This is a genomic window from Streptomyces sp. NPDC045701, assembly GCF_056432045.1.
Window position 1 is genome coordinate 344,387 of the sequence record NZ_JBWKJV010000004.1, and the last position, 23,362, is coordinate 367,748.

Annotated in this window: 21 protein-coding genes and 2 pseudogenes; 10 read left to right on the forward strand and 13 right to left on the reverse strand. The window is 70.9% G+C overall.

All coding sequences use genetic code 11. The features are described from left to right. Nucleotide 1: 1 nt before the first annotated feature. Nucleotides 2–796: an alpha/beta fold hydrolase gene (locus tag AC07DW_RS07545; RefSeq protein WP_478856668.1), complete on the reverse strand. Its 795-nt coding sequence runs from the start codon at nt 794–796 to the stop codon at nt 2–4. A gap of 409 nt (nt 797–1,205) precedes the next feature. Here AC07DW_RS07545 and AC07DW_RS07550 point away from each other — a divergent pair, with 409 nt between their 5' ends. Beyond that, nucleotides 1,206–1,868, forward strand: coding sequence for an NADPH-dependent FMN reductase (locus tag AC07DW_RS07550; protein WP_478856669.1), 663 nt, complete (start codon nt 1,206–1,208; stop codon nt 1,866–1,868). Nucleotides 1,869–2,130: 262 nt separating this feature from the next. On the opposite strand, the gene AC07DW_RS07555 is transcribed toward AC07DW_RS07550, so the two are convergent. The 3 genes and pseudogenes from AC07DW_RS07555 to AC07DW_RS07565 form a co-directional block, all read right to left on the reverse strand. Continuing rightward, nucleotides 2,131–3,660: a non-reducing end alpha-L-arabinofuranosidase family hydrolase gene (locus tag AC07DW_RS07555; protein ID WP_478856670.1), complete on the reverse strand. Its 1,530-nt coding sequence runs from the start codon at nt 3,658–3,660 to the stop codon at nt 2,131–2,133. A 414-nt stretch (nt 3,661–4,074) separates the two neighbouring features. Continuing rightward, entirely contained in the window at nt 4,075–5,040 is a 966-nt protein-coding gene (locus AC07DW_RS07560) for a glycoside hydrolase family 6 protein (protein WP_478856671.1), read from the reverse strand. 264 nt (nt 5,041–5,304) lie between these two features. Beyond that, nucleotides 5,305–6,803 (reverse strand): annotated as a pseudogene (locus AC07DW_RS07565) (glycoside hydrolase family 43 protein). 318 nt (nt 6,804–7,121) lie between these two features. Between AC07DW_RS07565 and AC07DW_RS07570 the strand changes: the two are divergent. Both AC07DW_RS07570 and AC07DW_RS07575 read left to right on the forward strand, forming a co-directional pair. Further along, nucleotides 7,122–7,370, forward strand: a complete 249-nt coding sequence (locus tag AC07DW_RS07570; RefSeq protein WP_478856672.1) for a hypothetical protein — start codon at nt 7,122–7,124, stop codon at nt 7,368–7,370. A 243-nt stretch (nt 7,371–7,613) separates the two neighbouring features. Beyond that, nucleotides 7,614–8,369 (forward strand): dienelactone hydrolase family protein, encoded by a 756-nt coding sequence (locus AC07DW_RS07575; protein WP_478856673.1) that lies wholly within the window; start codon nt 7,614–7,616, stop codon nt 8,367–8,369. A 154-nt stretch (nt 8,370–8,523) separates the two neighbouring features. On the opposite strand, the gene AC07DW_RS07580 is transcribed toward AC07DW_RS07575, so the two are convergent. The 3 genes from AC07DW_RS07580 to AC07DW_RS07590 form a co-directional block, all read right to left on the reverse strand. Further along, nucleotides 8,524–8,943 (reverse strand): transposase, encoded by a 420-nt coding sequence (locus AC07DW_RS07580; RefSeq protein ID WP_478856727.1) that lies wholly within the window; start codon nt 8,941–8,943, stop codon nt 8,524–8,526. Between the two features lie 216 nt (nt 8,944–9,159). Then, nucleotides 9,160–9,675: a helix-turn-helix domain-containing protein gene (locus AC07DW_RS07585; RefSeq protein ID WP_478856674.1), complete on the reverse strand. Its 516-nt coding sequence runs from the start codon at nt 9,673–9,675 to the stop codon at nt 9,160–9,162. A gap of 51 nt (nt 9,676–9,726) precedes the next feature. Further along, nucleotides 9,727–10,635, reverse strand: coding sequence for an aldo/keto reductase (locus AC07DW_RS07590; RefSeq protein WP_478856675.1), 909 nt, complete (start codon nt 10,633–10,635; stop codon nt 9,727–9,729). 67 nt (nt 10,636–10,702) lie between these two features. Between AC07DW_RS07590 and AC07DW_RS07595 the strand changes: the two genes are divergently transcribed. Both AC07DW_RS07595 and AC07DW_RS07600 read left to right on the forward strand, forming a co-directional pair. Next, complete coding sequence (locus AC07DW_RS07595) at nt 10,703–11,701, forward strand: ArsR/SmtB family transcription factor (protein WP_478856676.1); 999 nt, start codon at nt 10,703–10,705, stop codon at nt 11,699–11,701. Nucleotides 11,702–11,781: 80 nt separating this feature from the next. Further along, nucleotides 11,782–11,964: pseudogene (locus AC07DW_RS07600) on the forward strand (ricin-type beta-trefoil lectin domain protein); the annotation flags it as partial. Between the two features lie 192 nt (nt 11,965–12,156). Here AC07DW_RS07600 and AC07DW_RS07605 read toward each other — a convergent pair. Both AC07DW_RS07605 and AC07DW_RS07610 read right to left on the reverse strand, forming a co-directional pair. Next, nucleotides 12,157–12,372 carry a ferredoxin gene (locus AC07DW_RS07605; RefSeq protein ID WP_478856677.1) on the reverse strand — a complete coding sequence of 72 codons (216 nt, stop codon included), beginning with the start codon at nt 12,370–12,372 and terminating at the stop codon, nt 12,157–12,159. 5 nt (nt 12,373–12,377) lie between these two features. Continuing rightward, on the reverse strand, nt 12,378–13,571 hold the full coding sequence (locus AC07DW_RS07610; RefSeq protein ID WP_478856678.1) for a cytochrome P450: 1,194 nt from the start codon (nt 13,569–13,571) through the stop codon (nt 12,378–12,380). A 115-nt stretch (nt 13,572–13,686) separates the two neighbouring features. On the opposite strand from AC07DW_RS07610, the gene AC07DW_RS07615 reads away from it, so the two are divergent. Continuing rightward, entirely contained in the window at nt 13,687–14,424 is a 738-nt protein-coding gene (locus AC07DW_RS07615) for a TetR/AcrR family transcriptional regulator (RefSeq protein WP_478856679.1), read from the forward strand. Nucleotides 14,425–14,639: 215 nt separating this feature from the next. Here AC07DW_RS07615 and AC07DW_RS07620 read toward each other — a convergent pair whose 3' ends face one another. Together AC07DW_RS07620 and AC07DW_RS07625 are read right to left on the reverse strand one after the other, a co-directional pair. Then, a complete protein-coding gene (locus tag AC07DW_RS07620; RefSeq protein WP_478856680.1) occupies nt 14,640–16,196 on the reverse strand; it encodes a pectate lyase family protein in 1,557 nt (518 codons plus the stop codon). A 419-nt stretch (nt 16,197–16,615) separates the two neighbouring features. Continuing rightward, complete coding sequence (locus tag AC07DW_RS07625) at nt 16,616–17,146, reverse strand: DUF4396 domain-containing protein (RefSeq protein ID WP_478856681.1); 531 nt, start codon at nt 17,144–17,146, stop codon at nt 16,616–16,618. A gap of 801 nt (nt 17,147–17,947) precedes the next feature. On the opposite strand from AC07DW_RS07625, the gene AC07DW_RS07630 reads away from it, so the two are divergent. Together AC07DW_RS07630 and AC07DW_RS07635 are read left to right on the forward strand one after the other, a co-directional pair. Beyond that, entirely contained in the window at nt 17,948–18,274 is a 327-nt protein-coding gene (locus tag AC07DW_RS07630) for a MerR family transcriptional regulator (RefSeq protein WP_478856682.1), read from the forward strand. Between the two features lie 253 nt (nt 18,275–18,527). Next, a complete protein-coding gene (locus tag AC07DW_RS07635) occupies nt 18,528–19,700 on the forward strand; it encodes a carboxylate-amine ligase (RefSeq protein ID WP_478856683.1) in 1,173 nt (390 codons plus the stop codon). Between the two features lie 52 nt (nt 19,701–19,752). On the opposite strand, the gene AC07DW_RS07640 is transcribed toward AC07DW_RS07635, so the two are convergent. Both AC07DW_RS07640 and AC07DW_RS07645 read right to left on the reverse strand, forming a co-directional pair. Next, the gene (locus AC07DW_RS07640) at nt 19,753–20,397 is read right to left on the reverse strand and encodes a response regulator (protein ID WP_478856684.1); all 645 of its coding nucleotides are present in this window, start codon (nt 20,395–20,397) and stop codon (nt 19,753–19,755) included. Beyond that, nucleotides 20,394–21,644 carry a sensor histidine kinase gene (locus tag AC07DW_RS07645; protein ID WP_478856685.1) on the reverse strand — a complete coding sequence of 417 codons (1,251 nt, stop codon included), beginning with the start codon at nt 21,642–21,644 and terminating at the stop codon, nt 20,394–20,396. Before AC07DW_RS07645 ends, AC07DW_RS07640 begins: the two co-directional genes overlap by 4 nt. Nucleotides 21,645–21,794: 150 nt before the next feature. On the opposite strand from AC07DW_RS07645, the gene AC07DW_RS07650 reads away from it, so the two are divergent. Continuing rightward, nucleotides 21,795–22,409, forward strand: a complete 615-nt coding sequence (locus AC07DW_RS07650) for a VanZ family protein (RefSeq protein ID WP_478856686.1) — start codon at nt 21,795–21,797, stop codon at nt 22,407–22,409. Nucleotides 22,410–22,649: 240 nt separating this feature from the next. Further along, complete coding sequence (locus AC07DW_RS07655; RefSeq protein ID WP_478856687.1) at nt 22,650–23,300, forward strand: CatB-related O-acetyltransferase; 651 nt, start codon at nt 22,650–22,652, stop codon at nt 23,298–23,300. Nucleotides 23,301–23,362 lie beyond the last annotated feature (62 nt).

The following is a 23,362-nucleotide window of genomic DNA, read 5'->3' on the forward strand; positions in this document are numbered from 1 at the left end:
GTCAGTGCGCGGAGCCGGATTTCGCGGGTGTGACCGAGAGGGCCTCCGCAGTCGCTCGTACGAACGCTTCGGGGTTGTCGAGCATGATGTTGTGTCCGCAGTCGGGGACGGGGACGACGGAGACACCGGCCGCGGCGAGCGTCCCGGCGCCGGTCAGCGGGCCGTCCGCCTCCGGGAACAGGTAGGTGCGCGGGATGTCGAGGTGGATCAGCAACTCCCGCATGGTGGGCGTGGTGCCGCGGGCCAGGTGGGTGGCGCTGCGGTACAGCGCCTCGCGGCCGGTCAGGCGCATGGTGGCCCACCAGTGGGCCCCGGCCCGGTCGCGCACGGTCTCCCAGCCGTGGTCCAGGAACTCCTGTTCGCCGTACGCGGCGATGCCGCTGCTGCCGATGGCGGCGGCGTCCGGCGCGATGGGGTCGAGGTTGGAGTCGATGAGGACGAGCCGCGAGACCAGGCCGGGGTGACGGGAGGCCAGCACGATGGCCACCGATCCGCCCATGCTGTGGGCGATCAGCTCGGCGTTGCCTACGGCTGCGGACCGCAGGGCGGCGGCGAGCGCGTCGGCGTGGGACTCCAGGGTGTAGTCGAAGTCGGTGGGCCGGTCGCTGTGGCCGTGGCCGAGCATGTCGATCAGCAGGGAGCGGTGGCCTCCGAGGCGGGGATCGACGGCGACCTCGGTGAAGTACGCCGGTGATGTGGCGCCCAGACCGTGGACGTACACGCGGGCCGGTTCGCGGCCGGGCAGCTCGACCCAGCGTATGCGGTCGTTCCCGGCGGTCACTGTGGCACTGCGCATGGTGGTCTTTCTCCTTGGTGGAAGGGCAGCGGTCAGCGACCATAACCTCTGGCGCGTCGTCACCGCCCCCGCCGGCCCCCGATCTCCTCGCCGCGTAGGCAGCCGGTCGGGTGCGCGCCTGGTGGGAGAAGGCCCCGCCGCTCGGGGGGGTGAGGGGCGGGGCCGGCGTACTCGGCGGCGGTCGGGGGTGAGCCGCCGAGCTCGGGTCAGCGTCCTGTTGCCCCGGAAACGACGAGGCATGCGCCGGGGGCGGATTCCCGTTCCTCATGAGGTGCGTTCCTGCCCAACAGCACCTCCACCGTCCGGCGGCCCACCCGGAGGGGCGAACCCGTGTCGCGGGACGGCCGCGCCGACAGCAGACTGGCCGGGCAGTCGCGCGCTGCACGCCGTACGCCGGAAGGATGTGCCCATGGCCAGGAACGACCCGCGTCCCGGTCCGCTGAGGGTGCTGGTCTTCGGAGCGGCGCTGCGGCGCGAATCGGTCAACGGTCGTCTGGCGGCGTTGGTGGCCCGCGTGCTGTCCGCAGCCGGTGCCGAGGTCGACCTGGCAGACATGCGGGACTTCGACATGCCGCTGTACGACGGCGATCTGGAGACCGAACTGGGACCCCCCGAGGGCGCTCTCGCACTGCGCGGCCGCCTCGAAGTGAGCGACGCGTTCGTGATCTCCTCTCCGGAGTACAACGCGTCCATCCCCGGCGTCCTGAAGAACGCCGTCGACTGGGTGTCCCGGATCCGCCCGCAGCCGTTCAAGACCAAGCATGCCCTGCTGGTGTCCGCCTCGCCGTCCCTGGTGGGCGGCAACCGCGGGCTGTGGGCGCTGCGGGTGCCCCTCGAGCACCTGGGGACCCGCGTCTACCCGGACATGTTCAGCCTGGCGGGAGCACATCGGGCTTTCGCCGGGGACGGCACGCTGACCGACGCGGGACTGCAGCAACGGCTGGAGGAGACCGTGACCGGGTTCCTTGGGCTCGTCGAGGCGGACACCCGGTACGTATGCCTCCAGCGCCGCTGGTACGAGTTCCTCGGCGACCGCACGGAGGCGCCCGTCACCCAGCGGGCGGAGGACTGACGGACCGCTGTCGGGCGAAGGCCGCGGCCTGCCGTCCCTCCTCCCGGCGGCCCGCGTCCTCCTCGTACGCGGGCACTCGCCCGATCGGCACCCGTCCCCTGGGCGGATCGGCACCCGCGCCCCCGGCGCGGCCGAAGAGCCCGCTGTGAGGGGGTGCCGCCGCGGCCGGCCGCACGGGGGCTGGGGCACCGCCCGTACGACCTCCGGCCGCGGCAGACACCGCAGGTGCCGTTCGCGGGCTGACGGCGGGGGACGGGGTCCGTCAGCAGGTGGAGTTGGTCTGGGTGAGCAGGCCCATGCGCCAGGGCAGGCGGAGGTAGTCGCCGCCGGCGCCGGGGTCCATGCCCTGGTAGACGTACTGGAGGCGGCAGGGATCGACGGTCAGGGTCTGGTCGTTGGAGGCACGGACGAGTTCGCCGTGGCTGATGTCCTGGGTCCAGGCGCCGCCGGGGAAGGTGACGTTGGCCCGGCCCGCGAAGGGTTCGTTCTCCGTGGCGGCGAGGGGGGTCCAGGTGCCGGTGAGGCTGGTGGAGGTGTAGGAGCGGAAGTAGCGCCGGCCGGTGGAGCCGATGGCCTCCTGGATGAGCAGGTACTGGTTGCCGCCTGCCACCTTGTAGACGTTGGTCGCCTCGAACAGGTTGAACTTGGTGTCCGACAGCACCATCTGCGTGTTGCCGAAGCCGTTGGGGAAATCGGCCAGGCTGGTCCGGGCACGGTAGACGTGGCCGTTGTCGTCGCTGAAGAACAGGTGGCAGTCGGCAGTGTCGCAGATGACCCAGAAGTCGATCCAGGTGCCGTCGCCCTTGTTCTGGGTGACGATGGGCGGCTCCTGGGAGATGAAGGTGCGCGGCGCGGACCAGGAGCGCGGATCGGCGGGGTTGGTGCTGGTGGAGTAGGTGGGCGGACCGGTCTGGTAGACCATGTACCACAGGTTCCGCGGCGCGAAGTAGAACACCTGCGGGGCGGCCCGGTAGCCGGGGCCGATGGCCGAGGCGGTGTCGAGGTAGGTGTGCGGCGCGGAGGCGGCCTGCGACCAGTCGGAGAAGTTGAACTGGACCAGGCCCCAGCCGGCGGGGCTGGCGGTCGTCGCGTACGTCAGCCACTGGTTGTTGTGCCGCACGACCGAGAAGTCCTTGATCGCCAGTGCCTGCGGATGTTGGGCGTCCGGCTTGGGACCGGCCAGGACACCGCTGGACGACCAGCGGAACGCCGAGGGCAGCGTGCCGCCGCCGGAACCGCTGCCGACGCGGACCAGCCGCCACTGCTGGTTGGCCCCGCCCCAGTCGGCGTACTGCACGACCTTGGCGCCGTCGGCGGTGGAGGCGCCCTGCACCTCGACGGCCTTCCCGCTGTTGCGGTTGACCAGCCGGACATGGCCGTCCGGTGAGTCCGCCAGCCGGAACTGCTGGTTGGTGCCGTTGAGGTCGCTCCACTGCACGATGTCCGCGCCGTCGGCGGTGGAGTAGTTGTAGACGTCCAGCGCCTTGCCGGAGTGCTGTGCCCTGAGCCGGTAGAAGCCGCCGCCCGAGTCGACGAACTGGAACCGCTGGTTGGCGCTGTCGGTACGGGTCCACTGTTGGACCGCCGCGCCGTTGCCGGTGTCCGAGCCGGAGACGTCGAGTGCCTTGCCGCTGCCGCGGTTGACCAGCACGTACCACGCGGTCGGGTCCACGGTGGCCGCCCGTGCCGTCCCGGTGGCACCGAGCGCGGACAGGAGCGCCGCGAGCAAGGCGGTCACGGTGGTCAGCACCGCTGTGCTTCGGCCGCGCCGCCTCGCGCGACGTTGTGCCATGGATATGACCTTCACTGGGGAACTCTCCTTCACTGCGTGCGGTCGGATCAGCGGTCGAACGTCATGCGCGGTACCGCGTCGCGGGCCGGCGTGTAAACCTGCTCGGGCCACCAGGCACCGGCCGGCGGTGTGCGATGTCGTCGTTCCACAGGCCCACGAGAGCCTGCTTCGCGGCCTTGCCGTGCGGGTCCGCGCAGAACCGCGTGGCCGGGGTGATCACGTCCTGGGTGGGAGTGGCCCGTGCCTGCGTCGTGGTGAGGGCGGCGCGGGTGGCGAGGTCCGCGACGACCGCGGTCGCGCGGCGCCGGGGGGCTGCGTGGAGTCATGGCTGCTTTCCGGTGGGTGAGAGGGGTGGGGGAGCGCACGCCGCCCGGCGGCCCGCCGATCGCCCGGGCGGGCGGCGGGAGTCCCCGATCAGTAGCCGTAGATCATCTTGTAGGCGACCTCGGGGAGGAACTGGCCGGCCGTGGAGCCGGCTCCGACGCCGCAGTTGCCGTCCGACTCTCCCGGGGTCTTGATCCACAGGAGCATCTCGGCGCCTCCGCCCGTCCGGGTGGGCGTGCCGGTGCGGCGGCCCGAAGGGTTGCACCACTGTCCGTTGGACCCGTTGCCGTTGCGGCTGGTGTCCACGACGAACGGCTTGGTGTAGCCGTAGCGGGCGTTGAGCTGGCTGTTGACGGCGTTGCCGTAGGCGGTGTTCTCGGCGGTGGTGAAGTAGTTGGAGACGTTGAGCGAGAAGCCGCGTGCCTGACGGAGGCCGGCTTCGTGCAGGCGCCGGGCCATGGTCGCCGCGTCGGCCCAGCCCGGGTTGCCGGCGTCCAGGTAGACCCAGGTGTGGGGGGCCTGGCGGCTGAACTGGGCGAGGGCACCGGTGAGCATGGCCTCGCGTTCGTCGATCTGGGCCTGGGTCATGCAGCCGTAGTCCCCGAGGGAGTCCGGCTCGAGGATCACGACGGCCGGACGGCCCGCGATCCCGCCGGCGAACTGGGCGATCCAGTTGGCGTAGGCGGACGGCGAAGCGGCTCCGCCCGCGGAGTGCCCGCCGCAGTAGTCGCGGTTGTAGACGTTGTAGGCGACGAGGACGGGAAGCTTGTCCCGGTTGTCCGCCGCCCCGACGTAGGCACCCGTTGCGGTGCCGATGGCGCCGCTCCAGGAGCCGAACCAGCGGGCCATCGGGATGTCGGCGATGGAGGAGTCGATCGCGGCGGCCCGGCCGTCCCGGGGGTTGGCGGCCACCCACCTCTTCGCGCTGGAGTCGGGGTCCACGTAGAACCCGCTGGTCATGGTGGTCGGGTCGGCCGCGTGGGCGGACGGTGCGGCGGCGAGCGTCAGCGGCAGGATGGAAAGCGCTGCGCCCAGCGCACGGAGTTGGCGGCGCATGACTGAACCTCGATTTCCTGGAAGGGATGCGACGCACGCTCTCGTCCGAGCATGCGCGCAGGGTCGTCGCGATGGTCGACGGGCAGGACCCCACCCCGGTGGTCGCTACCCGCCCGGTCGTCCGTCCCAGCGCCTGACGGCCCCGGCCCGGGCTCGGTCGTCACCGCTACCGGGCCCGGCTGTCGGCGAAGGCAGTACCGCTCGGGAGGGTTCACGGGTCTCCTCGCATGGCGGGGAGTCGGACGGGGAGTTCGGCGGACCGGTTCAGGGCGTGGACAGTTCGAAGCGGGTGACACGGACCGCGCCGCCGAGTGCCTTCGTGGCGTGGTTGAAGAGGGCGAATCGGTGGCCCATGAAGAACCGCCAGTCGTTGCCCATGGAGAAGACGGGCCGAGGCGGGTGAAGGTGGTGCCGTCGGTGCGGTAGGAGAAGGTCCCCGGGCGTGCCGCGCCGGGGCGGATGTCCGCGTTCGCGCGCAGCCGGATCCGGCCGCCGGAGACGGTCGCGCTCGCGGCCTCGGTGCCCGTGCCGGTGGTGTTCCGGTTGCCGTCCATGGGCAGTCCGCCGACCATCACCACCCGCGTCGTGCCGCCCTCGCGCTTGACGCCGATCCAGGCGGAGGAGTCACGCAGCAGCGCGAGTCCGGCCCGGTCGCCGTCCCGTATCGCGGAGTGGTCGAGCCGGACCGTGGCGGTGGAGGTGGGCCCCTGAACGCGGTGTGTGAGGGTGTTGCGGGCCCAGTGGAGGTCATTGGTGACGGTCGCGGCCCGCAGGGTCAGGCCGTCGCCGGCCGACCACTTGGTGTCGTCCGGCTTGTGGTTCCACTCCCGCCTCGGATCGAGGAGGGTGCCGTCGAAGGTGTCGACGCCGGTCAGGGGAGTGACCTGGCGGGGCGGAGGCGGCACGACCGGGCTGGGGTACGAGGTGCCCCATGCGCCGTTGACCAGGTGTACGACGGGCCAGCCGTCCGCCGTCCAGGTGCCGGGGATCGGTCCGCGCACGTCGAGGAGTACCTGCCGCATCGTGTACGGGCCGAAGGGACCGCCCGACGACTTCAGGATGTACTGGCCGTTCGCGGGGCGGGTCAGAAAGATGTAGTACTGCCCGTTGATCTGGTAGAAGCGGGCGCCCTCCAGGGTGCCGACACTCGACGGTGTCGTGAACACCTGCTGGGTACGGACCTGGCCGCGGGCGTCGGGGGAGAGCTGGGCCACGCTGATGGTGGTGTTCCCGTACGCCACGTACAGGGAGTCGTCGCTGTCGACGAGCAGTTCCGCGTCGTAGTACGGCGTGCTGCTCGTCGCGAGCCGGCTCCACGGCCCTGCGGCGGCGGTCGCGGTGTAGACGTACGTCCTGGCGAAGTCGATCTGACCGAGCCAGTAGAAGGTCCGGTTGCTCGGGCGGTAGGCCAGCGAGGAGGCCCAGACGCCCCGGACGTAGCCACGGGCACCGTTGAGGTCGTACTTGGCGCCGAAGTCCAGGACGGGCACCGAGTGACCGGCGATCTCCCGGTTCACCAGGTCGTACGAGCGCAGGACGGGCGCGCCCGGCGAATAGCGCATGGTCGAGGCGGAGGCGTAGTGGGTGTGCCCGACGCGGATGACGTCGATGTCCGCGAAGTCCTGCCAGATCACCGGGTTCGGGTACTGCGCGGCGACCGCGCGGGCGGGTCCGTTGGGACGGAAGGCTCCGACGGCCAGGCCGGTGGTCGCCGCCAGCGCACGGCGACGGGTGAAGCATTGATGGTGCCATGACAGGTCCATACAGGGTGATCTCCCCGGCTTCTTCGGTGGGAGCGGCGGCTGCATATGTTCGGAATATCGAACATGGATCGACTAGTCGAGCAACTGGGATGATAGGGGACCGGTGAGCCCCGTCAATACCTCACGCAGCTTTCGGTGTTACTCACGAAACATTCGGGGTGGCTCATGGTGCGCACCTGCGGGTGGGCGTTGGCCGGCCCGCAGGTCACCCGCCTCGTGGCCTCGCCGACCGTGCACCGATCCGACATGCGGCCGGTGCTGACAGGGCGGGTCGCCTCCGTGGTATCCGTAAAGCGCCTAAAGTTTCTGACTCACTCCGTGGCGCCGGCCGCGCCCGGCTGGCTGCTGCCGAGACCCTGGAGTTCACCGCGTCCAGCGAGGACAGCCAGGTGTTGGACGCTGTCGCGCACGCCCAGCGTCACCGGCCGGCCCTCGGCGGCGGCTGGAACAGGGGACGCCCACGAACTCGGCATCCAGCCCGACGCCTACGACCCGGAACTCGACGTCGACTTCACTCCACTGCGCGAGCAGGACCTGACCGCCGCCGGTCTCCGCCAAGCCGCCTGAACCGTGAGGTGAACCAGCTGGTGACGCCGTTCACGGGGCCGGGCCGGTATACGTCTGAATCCTGCTGCGAGGGTCAGCCTCCAACACCCTGGAACGGACGGTGATCCGGTGGCGCTGGCATGGGGACGGGGCCTGTGACGGTTCTTGTGAGCCCCCGCCGCATTTCAGAGGGATACCCGCGCTGCTCTGCCAGCGGCAGAACAGCGGCCGGACCGGGCTCGACGCTCACTACAGTCCAGTCTCATGACGACGATTACGACGCGTTCGGTCGAGTACCCGGCCGACGGTCTGACGATGATCGGGCACCTCGCACTCCCGGCCGGCGTCGACCGCCGGCCCGCGGTGCTGCTCGGGCCAGAGGGCATGGGGCTCAGCGACGTCGAGCGCCGCCGGGCCGATGCTCTCGCCGAGCTGGGATATGTAGCGCTGGCCTTCGACCTTCACGGCGGGCGCTATGTGGGTGACCCCGAGGAGATGCTGGCCCGTTGCATGCCGCTGCTCGCCGATCCCGACCGGATGCGAGGCATCGGTCATGCGGCCCTCGACGTGTTGCGCGCCGAACCGCGGACCGACCCCGACCGGATCGCCGCCGTCGGTTACGGCACCGGGGGCGCCGTCGCGCTGGAACTCGGGCGGGATGGCGTCGACCTGCGCGCGATCGGGACAGTCAACGCAACGACCACGGGCCGGCCGGGCGAGGCGGCGCGCATTCGCTGCCCGGTGTGGGCCGGGGTCGGGTCGGAGGACCCGATCATGTCGCCCGCGCAGCGGGACGCGTTCACCGCCGAGATGCAGGCCGCGGGCGTCGACTGGCGCCTCGTGGTCTACGGCGGCGCCCTGCACGGCTTCCACCACCCGCCTGTCGACCACCCTGTGGTCCCCGGCGTCGGCTACCACCCACAGCACGCGCAGCGCGCCTGGCACGACGTCATCGACCTGCTCGCCGAGTGCCTGCCCGTGACGGATGATCTGGTCAGTCCAAGCTCTGACACCCGCTGACCAGCGCATACCGGTTGCTACGGCACATTTCTGGCGTGTTCGGTCCCGTCCATCCTTCAACGCCGCGGGACGCCGACGACGCGCTCTCTGTCCAAGACCGGCGGGGCCTCCACGCCACCTTAGTGGTCGGCTCCGTAAGTCCTTCGGGGGTTGATCACGCTGCCAGGGCGACGGAGGATTCCTGGTGTCGGTCGAGCCGGGCCAGCAGATCGTCCAGGTCGGAGGTGGTGAACCTCCACTGGAACGGCTGTGCCTTGGTGTTGTAGCGGTCTTCGAACTTTCGGAGCCGGTCCCTGACCTCGGCGAGGTCGGTGAAATCGTTGGGTGCCACGACCTTGCGTCGCACGATGGAGAAGAAGGTCTCCATCTGGTTCAACCAGGAGGCGTGGACCGGGATGTGCACCAGGACGGCGTTCGGGAACCTGGCGGCAAGGCGGTCGATGGATCTCTGACCGCGGTGCGAGGAGCCGTTGTCGACGACCCAGAAGACGCGTTTCGCACTGGCATAGGGCTCGCGGTCATGACCTGCTCGACGAGGTTCACGACCGGCACGATGCCGGTGGCCGCCTCGCAGCGCCCGAAGACCTCGGCGTGGTGGACGTCATAGGCGGCCAGGTAGGCCAGCGCGCCGCCGCGGCCATACTCGTGGTTGACCCGCATCGCGCGGGCCTGGCCGGGGGCCAGGGTCGGGTGGCAGCGGCAGCGGGCCTGCACGGAGGTCTTCTCGTCACTGGAGATGACGTACTCGTCTGCGCCCAGCGCGACGCCGTCGAAAGTGCGGGCACACAGGTCAAGAACCCGCTGGGCTTTGGCGCGGAAGGCGGGGTCGCGGATGAAGATCCAGGATCGGTACTGCCAGGGCTTGAGTGCGTCCTGGCGTAGCCAACGGCGCACGGTGGACGCCGAGATGCTGTCGGTGATCCCGCGCGCTGTCAGCTCGGCGGCCAGGTCCGGGCAGGACCAGTGTGACAGCGGCAGCCCGCTCTCGGCCGGGAGTTGGCAGGCCAGTGCTTTGGCCTCGGCGACCTGCACGAGGGTGAAGCGGGCCGGGGCGCCCGCTGCGTCTGCGGTCGGCCAGGGCCGGCAAGCCGCCGTCGGCGAACCGGCCCCGCCAGGTGCGCACGGTGTCCACGTGCACACCCACCTCGACAGCGATCCGCGCGTTGGACCTGCCCCGAGTCGCCAGGAGCGCGATCTGTGACCGGACCCTGGCCTGGTGCGGAGTCTTGTGGCCGTAGGCCGCCTTCTTCAATCGTTGCCGCTCGGCGGCCGTCAGGGCTATGGGACGGGCGGCAGGAACAGGCAAGGCAGACGGGCCGATCAGCAGGAGTGGATCACAACGCCTTGGGGGTCCTGCTCATGCCGTCTCGTGGTGGAGGGGGTCCAGGGCGGTGAGTTCTTCCACTGACAGGCGCAGGGAGCCGACGGCGACGTTCTGGGCGAGGTGGTCGAGGTCGCCGGTGCCGGGGATGGCCAGGACGTGAGGGCCCTGGTGGAGTGTCCACGCCAGCCGGATCTGGGCTGCGCTCACGCCATGGGCGCGGGCGATGGCGTGCACCTCCGGGCTGTGCTCGGTGGTCGCGCCCCCATCGCGTCCGGTGCCGGCGATCGAGTAGAACGGCACGAACGCGATGCCCTGCTCACCACAGATGCCCATGAACTCCTTCTGCTCGGGCGATGCGCCGATGCCGTACATGTTCTGGACGCAGACCACCGGTGCGATGGTCTGAGCCTCGGCGAGGTGGTGGGGGCGGATGTTGGACAGGCCCAGGTGCCGGATGAGGCCGGCCTCGCGCAGTTCGGCAAGTGCGCCGAAGCGTTCGGCGATGGAGTCGGTGCCGACGATGCGCAGGTTCACCACGTCGAGGTGGTCGCGGCCGAGTTGGCGCAGGTTTTCCTCGACCTGTCCGCGCAGCTGCTCGGGGGTGGCGTGCGGCATCCACTGCCCCGAGGGATCGCGGGCCGGTCCGACCTTGGTGGTGATGACGAGGTCGTCCGGGTAGGGGGCCAGTGCCCGGTTGATGAGCTCGTTGGCACAGCGCAGCGACGAGAAGTAGAACGCGGCGGTGTCGATGTGGTTCACGCCGAGCTCGACCGCGCGGCGCAGCACACTGATTGCCTGGTCGCGGTCGCGTGGGATGGCATCGGCCGCGAATGCCTCGCCGTGCTGTGTCAGGCGCATCGCGCCGAAACCGATCCGGTTGACCGTCAGGTCGCCGAGCTTCCAGGTGCCCGATGCCGCCGCGGTGATCGTTTGTGAGGTCATGGCGGGATGATCTCCGCACGGTAGGCTGGCCCGCCATTGATTCATGCATGCCTGAATCTATTGAGGAGTGGTTGTCCTGGCAGAGCTGGCGTTCTCGACGAGCGATCTGGCGCAGCTACGGTTCGCCGTCTCACCGATGTGGGAGGTCGCACCCAGCTTCCGACTGCTGACGTCCGCCGCTGCACATCCGATCCACCGGCCCTGGGCCGACCAGGTACGCCCGCGTATGGTGGGCGCCGGGCTGGACCGGGGCTGGCTCTGCGAGCTGATCCCGCCCACCGGCGGCTACGTCCCGGACTTCCTCAACCCGGCCCCCGCCGGACCAGCCCCCGCCCCGGCGGCAGAGCGGGACGCGATCCGGGTCTCGCCCGCCGGCCGGGTACGCCAGGACCTCGACCACCTCGCCCGCCACCAGGGGAACCTCGGCCCCCGGCTGCGAGCCCTGCACAACGACCCACAGGGCCTCCTGGCCAAAGTCGCAGAAGAGCTCGAAACGTACTGGGAGCTGGTACTCGCCCCCTACTGGGCACGAATCCGGGCAGTCCTGGACGCAGACATCCTCTACCGGGCCCGCCTGGCCGCCGAGCACGGCGCCGGCCACCTCCTCAACGACTTGCACACGTCCTTGAGTTGGGACGACAACGCGCTCCGGATGTCCCGCCGAAAGCAGCCGCTGACCCGAACGACGGCAGGCACGGGACTGCTGCTGATCCCCTCAGCCTTCACCGGACCAGGGTTGCGCACCCGAACGACGCCGCCGGACCCGCCCCAACTCGCCTATCCGGCGCGCGGTGTTGGCTCACTATGGACAAAGCGCCCCGTGCCCCGGACCGACACCCTCGCCGCCGTACTCGGCCGCTCGCGGACCCTGCTGCTAACGGAGTTGGAGATCCCGGCCTCCACCACACAGCTGGCCCACCGCACCGGACTCTCCCCCGCGGGGGTATCCCAATACCTCACCGCGCTCCGCAACGCGGGCCTGGTCAGCGCCCACCGCGCAGGCCGCTCCGTCCTCTACGCCCGCACCGCCGCAGCCGAAGCCCTTCTCCAAGCCGCCTCCGCCTGACCCCACGTCAACCCCCGAAGGATTTACGGGGCCGACCACTTAGGGGTGACGAAAGGGGGCCGGCCCACTTGGCGGAGAAGGCCGCCACCGCCACGGTCCTGATCCGGGACTGCCCCACCGCCGCCAACCAGTGGACCACGTGGGCCGGCGGCGAGACCCGCGTCTTCGGCGACACGTGCCTGGACGGCGAAGACCAGGGCACCACCAACGGCACCCGTGTCATCACCTGGCCCTGCAACGGCCAGGCCGGCCAGAAGTGGACCCGCGCGTGAGGATCCGGCGGTGTCCACCGGGGAACAAGCCGCGGGCAGGGTGGAGAAACCGGTGGTGATCCCGTTGCCGGCCCCGCGCACGGCCCGCAAGCGGCCGCAGCGGGCTCAATCACCGACCGAGCACCGTCAGCATCGTCCCCGCCCCACACCCGGGCCCACGACCCAGTGAGCGAAGGGCACTTTCTAAGGCCGGGGCCCGATGACGCGCCCCCCGTCGCGTACCGTGATGGCCGACGCGGGGCAGGAGTCGGCGGCGTCCAGGGCGCGCTCGTCCGCGCCGATCTCCTCCCGCACCGGTTCGGCGCGCTCACCCTCCAGGCGGTACAGCTCGGGGGCGAGAGCTGCGCACATGCCCGAGCCCAGACACTGGTCCTGATCGATCCGGGTCGTCCAGGACATCCGGGTCACCATCCCACCGGCATCTCGCGCGGCCCGCGCACCAGCATCTGGTTCTTCCACACCACGTCACCGGTGATGTGGAGCGTCGGGAAACGGGTGATGAGGGCGCGCAACGCCTCCTGCAGCTCCAGCCGCGCCAGGGGTGCGCCGAGGCAGTGGTGGACGCCGTGACCGAATCCGAGGTGCTGCACGCCGGTGCGGGTGACGTCGAGCGTGCCGGGCTCGCCGAACCTCAGCGCGTCGCGATTGGCGGCTCCGACGGCGACGAGGACCGGTTCCCCGGCGCGTACGAGCGTGCCGCCCACCTCGACGTCCTCCTTCGCGTACCGCGGGAAGGCCGCCGCGCTGCCCAGCGGCACGAAGCGCAGCAGCTCCTCGACCGCGCCCGCGATGAGTTCCGGCCGCTCGCGCAGCAGGGCCAGCTGGTCGGGGTGGTCGAGGAGGGCGTACACGAAGTTCGGGATCTGGCTCGCCGTGGTCTCGTGTCCGGCGACGAGGATGCCGACGCACAGGTCGACCAGTTCCAGCTCGGTCAGACGGTCACCGGTGTCACGGGCCTCGATCAGACCGGTCATCAGGTCGGGACGGGGACGGTCGCGGTGATCCTTGATCAACGCGGCCATGTAGGCGCGGAGCTCCTCGCGGTTGCGGGTCGCTTCCTCGGCGCTCAGGGAGCTGGTCGACAGGGCGGCGTCGCTCCAGACCCGGAACTTGGGGCGGTCCTCCTCCGGCACGCCCAGCATCCGGCAGATCACGGCCACGGGGATGGGCAGCGCGTAGTGCTCCACGAGGTCGACCGGCGGTCCCATGGCCTCCATCCGGTCGAGGAAGCCGTTCGCCAGTTCCCGCACCTGCGGTCGCTGCTTCTCCACCTGGTGCACGGTGAAGGCCTTCGCCACGAGCGTGCGCAGCCGGGTGTGCTCGGGCGGGTCCATGCTGAGGATGCCCGCGTCCTGCTGCCCCTCGGACTGGCGGGGCTCGTCGTGCTCCAGCGCCTCGGCCCGGCTGAAGCGCCGGTCACCGAGGACGAGCCGGGCGTCGGCGTACCGCGTGGCCAGCCATGCGGGCTCGCCGTAGGCCATGCGTACGCGTAAGAGCCCGGGACGCTCCAGCGCCTCGGCGTAGGCGTCGGCGAGCCCGAGCCCCTCGGGTTCGTTGAACGGATAGGTCAGCGGCTCCGGTTCGTGCGTGGCGGTCACGGAAAACCTCCCTGTGTAAGCAGCTGCTTACCAACCTAGAGTGGGGCTTCCGGGCGGTCAACGGCGCCTCACGCGGTCTCGTGCGCGGTGCGCCGGACGAACAGGGGGGTGGCGGGTGGTGGCCAGCAAGGCGGACGCCGAAGCGGTGTCGTCGCGCGGGGAACCGCGGACACGGCCGGCATCGGAACCCGCACCCGCTCCAACACCCAGGCAGGCGCCCGCACCTGTTCCGACGCCGGTAGCGGCCCGGGAGAGCGAGGGTGTACGGGACGGAGCCTCGACCCGGGAACGGCTGCTCGACGCCGCGTCCGCCCTGTTCGCCGAACGCGGCTACGAACGGGCCACCGTACGGGACATCTCCGCCCGCGCCCGGGTCAACCAGGCGCTCCTCTTCCGCCACTTCGGCTCGAAGCGGGCCCTGTTCGGGGAGGTGGTGTCACGCGACGGTACGGAGCAACTGCGCAGCACCCCGCCGGAACGGCTCGTGGAAACGGTACTGGCGAGCATGCTCGCCCCGCCTCCGGTCGACAGCGGCAGTGCCGGCTCCAGCCGCTCCCTGGAGACCCTGCTCCGGTCGGTGGGGGCGGGGGACGAGGTGTCCGCGGCGGTCACCGAGCTCGGTGACGACTACGCCCGGGCGCTGGCCACCCTGAGCGACGCCGACGACCGCGGCCTGCGCGCCGACCTGGCCCTGGCCTGGCTCGTCGGCATCGGGCTCATGCGCGTGGTCGTCGGCAAGCAGCCCCTGGCGGACGCGGACGCCGACGAGGTGAGCCGCCTGGTGGTGGGCGCACTCGGCCACCTGCTGGACGGTATGGCGCCGCACCACGACCGGGGCGCCGGCCACGGCTGAGTCACCCCGCGGCCGCCGCACCGCCCCGCGGCCGCCGCACCGCCCCGCGGCCGCCGCACGGCCGCTCTCGGCAGCGCCCCTCTTCGCGCTGTGCGGCGGCGGGCACCGGCAGCCGGCGTCCGGGAACACCGGTGTCCGGGAACACCGGTGTCCGGGAACACCGGTGTCCGGATCCGGTGGAGATGGATCCGGACGGTGGGTGGGGGAGCGGGCCGCTACCCGGCGTAGGTCTCGTACTCGGCGATCCGCGGCGTGCCGGTGGAACTGGTGATCTCGAAGGTGATCTTCTGGAGGGAGGTGCGGGGGAAGGAGATGACGCCTGCTCCGCTGCCGGAGGTCAGAACGGCACCGGTGTCGGCGTTGACGAGCCTCCAGGAACCGATACCGCCCTCGGAGCCGGTCGCCTCCCGGATGTTGACGCGGGACACCGCGGTCGGGGCGCCCCACTTGATCGAGACGCTGCCGGTCGAGCCGGCCGGCGACCAGTAGGTGCTCGGATTGCCGTCCCGGACGTTGCCGTAGCTGGTGCCGTCGGCCTTGCTCGAACCGTCGGAGCCCGCACCGATGCTGAGGTTGGTGCCGCTGGGCGGGGTGGGCGTCGGGGTGGGCGTGGTCGGAGTCGGCGTGGGCGTGGGCGTGGGCGGGGTGGGCGTCGGGTCCGGCGTCTGGGGTGTGCAATTGCCGTCCGACACCTTCAGCCCCGTGTTGGCGCCTGCCGTACGGCTCACGACGTCCGGTACGCAGCCGGCGGCGTCCAGGCCGTAGGCGTACGGGATGCCGACGGTGGTGTTGGACTGGGGGTTGGGCCCGGCGGGGTTGTGGTCGCCGTCGCGGGCCGACCAGGTCACGTTGTCGAAGATGTTGCCGCTGACCTGCCAGTAGCCGGCCGCGTCGGTGTAGAACGTTCCGAGGACGTCCTTGGAGTCCTCGAAGTAGTTGTTGTCGACCTTGGCGCGCGCCCCGGCCCGGGAGTTGATGCCCGACTCGTTGAGGCTCTTGTAGTGGTTGTTGTAGATGTGGGCGATGCCGCCGCGCAGCAGCGGAGCACGGGAGTCGATGTTCTCGTACAGGTTATGGTGGAACGTGACGTAGCCGTTGGAGGTGTCGGACTCGCTGGAGCCGATGAGGCCACCGCGGCCGGAGTTGCGCAGGGTGCTGTAGGACAGCGTGACGTACTGCGTGTTGTCCTTCATGTCGAAGAGGCCGTCGTAGCCCGCCGACTCGCCGCCCGACGCCTCCAGGGTGGTGTGGTCGACCCAGACGTTGCGGACGTTGCTCTCCATACCAATGGCGTCGCCGCCGTTGGACGTGGGGGAGCCCGACTTCTTGACGTTCCGGATCGTCACGTTCTGGATGATGATGTTGCGTGAGTCGCGGATGTGGATGCCCACTTGATCGAAGACGGCTCCGCCGCCGACCCCGACGATGGTGACGTTGCTGATCTGCTTGAGCTCGATCACGCCGTCGGCGGTGCTGCAACTTCCGCCCGACACCTTGCTGGTGTTGCCGTGGTTGATCGTCCCCTCCACCTGGATGGTGATCGGGGTGCTGCTGCTGGCCCGGCCGCACAGGGCCGCGTGGATGGCGGTCCCCGTGGTGGCCCGCACCGTCTGCCCGCCCGCGCCCCCGGTGGTGCCGCCGTTCTGGGAGGCGAAGCCGGTCGCGCCGCCTGCTGCCGCCGACGCCTCGGGTATCAGAACCGCACCGGTCACGCCCGCGAGGGTCATGGTGGCCAGTGCCGTGCACAGTCGGAGTCCGACCGTTCGTCTCATGATGGCTGCCCTTTCGTCTTCGCCTGCCGGCGGCGCCTCGATGGCACTGCCGCTCGCCACCGTCGGCTCGGCCGGGCGACGGCGGATGACTCTGGAAAGCGCTTTCTGGCCGCGAGAATAGGGGTCGCCCTGTGGAGTGACAAGGTTCCGCGCACGGCTGGATTCAGAAACAGGAATGGCGATCACCTGAAGTCGCCCTGCGGGGCAGTCAGATGAACGCTGTTCAGGTGGATGCACGCGTGACGCGTGCCCGCGTAGTGTCCCGCCGAACGGCCCGTATGCGGGCGAGCGTGGCCGAGGAGTGGGTGAACTGGCCGATGCCGGATGTGCGGGGGGCCGGTGCGGGCGATCGTGAGCAGGAGTAGAGCCCCGCCCGGGGCTCTACTCCTGCTCACGGGTCACAACGGCGGAGCCGTCGATCAGTGGTAGGCGTGGACGACGGCGTGGCCCTTGCCGCGGCCGATCATCCACTTGTTGACCGGGGTCGTGACCAGGAACGCGACCGCGAATCCGCCCAGCAGCGCGCCCCAGAACAGCCCGTCGCTCAAGTGGGAGTCCATCGCCCCGGGAACCGCGGCGATGATCCCGTTGTCGACGAGCTCCATCACGGCGATGGAGACGGTGTCGGCGGCCAGGGCGACCTTGATCGCGGTCTTGAAGTCCAGGCCGGCCCGCCGCACGGCGAACAGCGTGAACGAGTAGCCGAAGACGAACGCCAGCGTGATCGCCAGGGCCATCGTCTCGACGTTGCCCCACATCAGGGCCGTGCCGATGACCATGCCGAGGATCTCACCGATGGCGCACCCGGTCAGGCAGTGGAGGGTCGCCTTCGCGGCCGTCCCCCACGAGGCTCCGCCGGGTTGGCCGCCGCTGTGCGCCCCGTGACCCTGGTGATCGCGGTGCGCGGCGTGGCCGTGCGCATCGGCGTGGTCGTGTGCGCCGTGGTCCATGACAGTCATCCCCATTCCGTCTTGCGCGAGTCACCGTCCTTGGTGGCGTATGTCTCGACCATATACCCCCTGGGGGTATTTTTCCAGTACCGGCGACCATGGCGAGGCGCTCGCCGAGGCCGGTGCCGGTGGGGTCGTGTCCATGCTCGCCCCGGTGCCTCCTCGCCGGCGGCGCGGGCGTCCGGGGAGTCGGTGCCGGCGAGGTGTGGAGCGCGGGTGGCGGGCCGGGCCGCGACCTTGCGCCGGTCCAGGGGCCGGACGCCGGGTGTTGCGGCTGGATGGTGTGGGGGGCCGCCCCCCTTACTCCTCGCGTCGGAGTAAATCTGTCGCGGCGAAGGTAGACATGCCGCCTCATCCGGGTTAGGGTTTTGCCATAGCCAGAAAGTCGCAGATGGCACGGCAGAGACGGACTGCCGCGCAAGCAGCTGCGGAACGGCAGCGGAGTGGCGGGGCCGAAAGTGGTGGGTCTCGTCGCTGGTTGCCGGGCCGAGCGGCCCCAGGGGCCGTAGAAGCAGTGCCGCACCATCCAGCAGTGCATGTAGTTGATCGAAAGAGGTAAGGAGCAGACGCCATCAGGATCGCCCGGGCGAGAAGAACACCCGCTCGGGTACCGCAGGCCCCGGATTGGAAGGTGGTCCCCGGTCACGCAACTGCGATCCCCGCTCCTCCGCCCTCCCAGGCGGACGCGTAGCGGAAAACGAAGGCCGACTCGGGTCGGCCGGTAGATGGTGTTGAAAGCTCGGGGCTCGGGTGCCGCACGGCGCCCGAGCCCCTTGACGCGTCCCTTGGAAGAAGAGGTTTATGACCCCTCGCAGTACCCGCCCCGTCGACACTCTCGACGACGACGACTACCCCGCGTACACCATGGGCCGAGCCGCGGACATGCTCGGCACCACCCCCGCCTTCCTCCGCGCCCTGGGCGAGCACCGTCTGATCACCCCCTTGCGTTCAGAAGGCGGCCACCGCCGCTACTCCCGTTACCAACTGCGCATCGCCGCCCGCGCCCGCGAACTCGTCGATCAGGGCACCCCCATCGAAGCCGCCTGCCGCATCGTCATCCTCGAGGACCAGCTCGAAGAGGCCCAGCGCATCAACGCGGAACTGCGCACCCGGGGAGCCGCCTCGTAACGGCCACGAGAGCCGGTCCACCCGAACCGGTCGGCGTTGCCGACACCACGCGGCCGGTGGCGGCAGGTGGCCGTCCCTCCGTGACCGGCCCGTGACCGGCTTGTCCCCGGACCGCCCCGCAGGTCGGTCCGACCCATGCGCTCATGTGCGCCGGCTGCGGTGCACGTGAACGTGCGAGGCGTAGTGCCGGATCTTCAGGGCACGTGGAGGTGTGAAGTGCGGCGACGCCGCACTCTGTCTCTAGGGAGTGCCCGTGACGGTTCGTATCGGGGTGGAGGAAGAATTCCACGTACTCGATGTGGAAACCGGAGAGCCCGTCCCCCGCGCCGGTTCCGTTCTGCACGGTCTGCCGGAGAAGCGTTACACGACGGAACTCCTCCAGTGCGCTGTGGAGACCAACAGCGATGTCCATACGACGCTCGACGACCTGCTGGCGGACCTGAACCGGTCGCGGAGCGCGTTGCGGGACGCCGCCGGCCGGCACGGGCTGGCGGTGGTGGCGGCCGGTACGGTCCCGTTCCTCCCCGAGGGAGGCCCGACGGTGACCCCGGGCAGCCGGTACCGGCACATGGTGTCCGAGTACGGCCAGGTGGCCCGGGAGCAGCTGATCTGCGGCCTCCACGTTCACGCCGAGGTGCCCGACCGTGACACGGCGGTCCGCATGATGTGCCTGATCGCACCTTGGATACCCGCCCTGCTGGCCCTTTCCGCCAGCTCGCCCTTCTGGAACGCCGCCGACACCGGTTACGCGAGCTGGCGCACGATGGTGTGGCAGCGCTGGCCCACCGCCGGCCCGGTCGGCTGCTACCCCGACGCGGCGGCGTACGACGCGGCGGTGACCGAGCTGATCGACTCCGGAGTGGTGAGCGACCCCAAGATGATCTACTACGACCTGCGGCCCTCGGACCACCAGCCCACCCTGGAGCTGCGCGTCTGCGACGCCTGCCCCGAGGCGGAGACGGCGGTCATGATCACCGGCCTGTTCCGGGCCATGGTGACGTGGGCGCGGACGCGCCTGGCCAACGACCCCCGGCCTCGCTGCCGCGGCCGGCACGAGTCGCTGCGAGCGGCGACGTGGCGGGCCGCGCGATCCGGCCTGGAAGGCGATCTGGTCGACCCGGTGTCCCGCCGGCCGGCACCGGCGGCCCGGGTGATCCGGACGATGCTGACACGACTGCGCCCCGAGCTCGAGGCGTGCGGCGACTGGGAGACGGTGAGCGAACTCGCGGAGCGGGCACTGGCGCGCGGAAGCGCCGCACACCGCATCCGCCAAGTGGCCGCCGGGGACGACCTGCTCGCCTGCATCGACGAGATGGTCGGTCTGACCAGTGGTGGGGAGGGCCGGCGGCGCCGCAAGGCCTCGCCCCTGATGTCCGTCGTACGGAGCGGTCTGCAGCGTGGGGACGTGGAACCCATCGGCGGCTGACCCGGCTGACCGCCTCGGTCCGGGACGTGGACCGCGGGGCCGGGCGCCGGGCTCAGGTGACCAGCCCCCTTTCCCACGCCCACGCGGCGATTTCGACCCGATTGCGCGCCCCGAGCTTCGTCTGGATGTTGCTGAGATGGGCCTTCACGGTGCCTGCGGTGATGTGGAGTTCGGCGGCGGTCTCGGCGTTGGTCAGGCCGCGGGCCACCAGCTCGACCACTTCCGTCTCGCGCGGGGACAGGGGCGACGGTGCGGGCCGGGCCCGGCCGGTCGCGGTGAACCGTTCCAGCAGGCGGACCGTGATCGAGGGGCTGATCAGCGCCTCGCCGGAAGCGGCGGACCGGACCGCCTCGGCCAGAAGGCGGGGGCCGGCGTCCTTGAGCAGGAATCCGCACGCCCCGCTGTGCAGGGCCCGGTGGACGTACGCGTCGTCGTCGAAGGTCGTCACCATGACGACTTTCGGCACATGGGGCCTGCCGGGACGGGTCAGATGACGCAGGGCGTCCAGGCCGTCCAGCAGCGGCATACGGATGTCCATGAGGACGACATCGGGGCGGTGCCGGGCCGCCTGTTCGACCGCTTCGAGTCCGTCACGGGTCTGGGCGACGACCTCGATGCCGTCCTCGGCGGCGAGGATCATGGCCATCCCGGTACGGACGATGTCCTGGTCGTCGGCGATGAGGACACGGACCGTCATCGCTGCCCCCGCGGGAACGAGGCGGTGACCAGCCAGCCGCTGCCGTCGGCCGTGGCCGGGCCGGCGCTCAGTGTTCCGCCCGCGACGGAGGCCAGCTCCCGCAGCCCTCGCAGGCCGTAACCCCGCCCCCCGTCGGCGCGGCGCTCCTTCGCCCCGTCGTCGACCCCGACCGGCGTCCGGCCGGTGGGGTGGCCGCCGTCATCGCGTATGTCGACGACCGCGGTGTCGGCGGTGACGGTCAGGCGCACGTCCACGGCCCGGCAGTGCCGGGCGTGCTTGCGGACGTTGGTCAGCGCTTCCATCACCACCCGGTGCAGACCGGCCGCCACCTGAGCGGGCAGCACGTCGTCAGTGCGGCCGAGCGCGGTGAACCGAACCCGCGCCCCCGGCAGGACGAAGCCCTCCACCAGACCCCGCACCGCCTCGTGGCCGGTGGCCGGCCGCAGCGGCTCCCGCCCCCCGTGCTCGCGCAGGGTGCCCACCATCCGGCGCAGCGACACCAGGGCCTCAGCCCCGGTGCCCTCGATGCGCTCCAGCGCTTCCGCCACCATCTCCGGGTTCTTCGTGGCGACGGCTCGGGCGCCCTGGGCCTGGACCACGATGCCCGTGACGTGGTGGGCGACGAAGTCGTGCAGGTCACGGGCGAAGTCGGTGCGCTGCTGAAGGACGATGCGCTCCTCCTGCTGCCGCCGGGAGGAGGCCACCAGCCGGGACGTGAGGCCCGCCCCCAGCGCGCCGGTCACGGTCAGGGCGAGGAACAGCGCCATCAGCACACTGCCCTCCTGCGCTTCGATCGCCACCGGCCGCAGAACCACGGCCGCCGTCAGCGACGGGACGGCGAGCACGGCGCCGGCCCTCGATCCGCGGCGCGCCACCACCACGAGGACGGCACACAGGACGACCGGCTCGAAGAACGCGTACGCACTGGAGGCGTTCGAGCCATCGGGTCCCCCGGCACCGGCCGCGTGGCGGAGGTGGAGAACCGCCGAGCAGCCGAGCGAGACCGCGGCCGCCGCACACGCGGCCCAGGACACGGCGCTCCCCGGGACGCGGGGCAACAGCGCCGGCCCCCCGACCAGTGCGGCGGCGAGCGCCGAGACGAACAGCACCCCGCCGGTACGCGGCTGCCCGAAAGCCCCGATGTGATGGTCGAGCACAAGGGCGGCGACCACCAGGCAGCCGGCGGCGGCCCGCCCGACCGGGACGAGGAACCGGACGCAGGGCGGTGAACTGGTACTTCGGCGCATGACCAGCACCCTAGTCCGGCGCCGCGGTCGTCCGACTCCGCCGAAAGTCATAGGCCGCCGCCGGAAGTCTCCCCTTCGGCCGATACGGACACGGCGCCGCCGGAGCGAGGCTCGGCACCACTACCCGTGCCTCCTGGAAAGACCCCGCCCGTGAACCTCTCCCTCCATGTCGCCCCTTCCGTCGTCCTGGGGCCGCTGCTGACCGTCTACGCCGTCGTGGTCCTGCTCCGCGCACGGCGCGGAACACCGGGCTGGACCGGCCGGCACGCCGCGCTGCGGCTGACGGCGGCCGTGTACGCGGCGGCGGTGCTCTCCATCACCGTGTTCCCCATCGAGATCACCTACGGCGAGTACGCGAACCAGTCGGCCTGGTACAACCAGATCAACCCCATACCGCTGATCACGCTGGACGTCACCGCCATCCCCAACATCCTCATGACGGTGCCCCTGGGCCTTCTCCTGCCGTTGCTCTCCTCCCGGGCGACATCGGCCCGCCGGGTCACCCTCCTGACCGCACTGGCCGCCCTCGCCATCGAAGCCACCCAGCTGCTGTGCTACGTGCTCTTCTCCAACGGCCGCGCCGCCGACGTCAACGACGTGCTCGTCAACACCCTCGGCGGTCTCCTGGGCTGGCTGGTCCTGCGGGCCGCGCTGCGGCCGGCCGGATCGCGCTCCCGACTGCTGGCCGGTGCCCTGCCGGAATCCGCCCTCGGCCACCGCGCCGCGCGCAACGCACCGCTCGTACCCGGCCGCAGCCGGCTCTGATCAAGCGGACGGCCGGCGAGCGACCGGCGCCAAGGGGATTTGTCGGCCCCCGGCCCGGGATCTGGCGGGGAGGGACCACGGTTCCTCTTGCCGGTGCCGGCACGCCCCGGCCGCCCGTCGCGGGCCCGCGTTGCCAGGCGGCGGGCCGCGTTCGTACAGGTGGCAAATGAGTGTGCGGGGACGGCTCTCCGGCGCGATCATGGATCGGACCGATCCCCCTGCCTACGAGGAATCGCCCCCATGCCGGTGCCCCCCGACCCCACGGTCCTCCACCCGATGCCCGAACAACCGCGGGTGGTGCTGCTGAGGCCGCTGGTGAAGTCCCCGCTGATCGAGGTCGGCGAATACTCCTACTATGACGACCCGGACGACGCGACCGCGTTCGAGACGCGGAACGTTCTCTACCACTATGGGCCGGAAAAGCTCGTCATCGGCAAGTTCTGCTCGCTGGGCACCGGTGTGCGGTTCATCATGAACGGCGCCAACCACCGGATGGACGGCCCCTCGACCTTTCCCTTCCCCACCATGGGGGGCTCCTGGGCCGAGCACTTCGACCTGCTCACCGGTCTGCCCGACCGAGGAGACACCGTCGTCGGCAACGACGTCTGGTTCGGCCACGGGACGACGGTGATGCCCGGGGTACGGATCGGGCACGGCGCGATCATCGCCACCGGCGCCGTGGTCACCGGCGACGTGCCCGACTACGGCATCGTCGGCGGCAACCCGGCCCGCCTGATCCGCACCCGCTACGACGACCAGGACATCGCCCGACTGCTGGCGGTGGCCTGGTGGGACTGGCCCACGGAGCACATCACCGAACACGTTCGCACCATCATGTCGGGCAGCGTCGCCGCTCTCGAAGCCGCCGCCCCCGACAGCCCGCGGATGTGACGCGCGTGCCGGAGGGCCGCGGGCCCGACGGCCTGTGCGGGCGTCTCCGGATGGTGGCGGAC